Below are 1,234 nucleotides of genomic sequence, written 5' to 3'. Positions count from 1 at the left end.
ATCCACCCTTGTATCTCGACTACCACGCTATGTTGGGGTGATAGTTCCCGACTGATCATCGGGGGAAGGCCAGGAAGCCGTATCCACCCTTAGGCTTTGAGCCTGCGACGTAGATAGCGCTGCGGCCTTCCATACTCACTCTTACAGCTCGAACGGTATCCAGAGCCCGCCTCCGGCGAGAGCTCGCATCAGCAAGGTAGAGCTGAGTGAAGTGTTGATCTTTCTGAACCAGCAGGAGGACTTATGCCCAGCGTCATCGGCATCGATATCGCCAAACGCACGTTCGACATCGCCACCCAGCAGCCCAATGGCAAGTACCGCACCAAGGCCAAATTGCCAAACGAGGTGGCCGGTTTCGAAGCGCTCCAGCAGTGGCTGCTCAAGCACGCCAATGCCCAAGCCTGGATCGTGATGGAAGCGACCGGCGCTTACCATGAAGCGCTCGCGACCTGGTTTCACGATAAAGGCTATCAGGTCTGCGTGCTCAATCCTGCACAGGTCGCCTATTACGCTCGAAGCCAGCTCCAGCGCGTAAAGACCGACAAAGTCGACGCCAAACTCATCGCTGAGTATGGCGAGCGGCACCAGGGTGATCTGCGGGCCTGGCAGCCTGAGCCTCCCGCCGTCCGGCGCTTGAAAGCATTAGTGCGGCGCCTGGAAGATCTGCAGGAGATCCAACAAATGGAACGCAACCGCCTGGATCTGGCCGACGCTAGTGTGCAGGCTTCAATCTACTCAGTGCTGCACCATGTCGAGCGGCAGATCGGAGAGGCGCTACGTGCGATCCGAGACCACATCGATGATGACCCGGACCTGCGCAACAAACGCGACCTGCTGACCAGCATTGATGGCATCGGCGAGCGTTCCGCAGCCCTGTTGCTGGCTGAGCTGGGCGATCCGCTACGCTTCGCCAGCTCACGCGCGATCACCGCTTATGCCGGGCTGAACCCCCGCCTTCAGGAGTCTGGCTCCTACAAGGGCCAGACGCGCATATCCCGCACAGGATCGTCTCGCTTGAGGGCTGGACTCTACATGCCGGCGGTCTGCTCGCTCACACACAACCCGGCCATTAGTGCTCTACGCGAGCGTCTGAGTGCAAAAGGAAAATCCGGAAAACAAATCGTCTGTGCAGCGATGCGCAAGCTGCTGCACATCGCCTATGGGGTACTTAAATCGGGCCAGCGTTTCGACCCTCAACTGGCCCTTGCTCGGTAATGGGGAAGACGGTATCTAC

At 59.1% G+C, this 1,234-nt stretch carries 1 protein-coding gene; it reads left to right on the top strand.

The annotated features are described in order from the left end of the window. Positions 1–243 precede the first annotated feature (243 nt). A complete protein-coding gene (locus tag CXK96_RS20580; protein WP_102838249.1) occupies positions 244–1,215 on the top strand; it encodes an IS110 family transposase in 972 nt (323 codons plus the stop codon). Positions 1,216–1,234 lie beyond the last annotated feature (19 nt).

The sequence above is a fragment of the Stutzerimonas stutzeri genome (genome assembly GCF_002890895.1).
GTDB classification, from domain to species: domain Bacteria; phylum Pseudomonadota; class Gammaproteobacteria; order Pseudomonadales; family Pseudomonadaceae; genus Stutzerimonas; species Stutzerimonas stutzeri_AB.
Note: the sequence above shows the minus strand (reverse complement) of the source record. Positions and strands in the feature narration are given on the sequence as shown.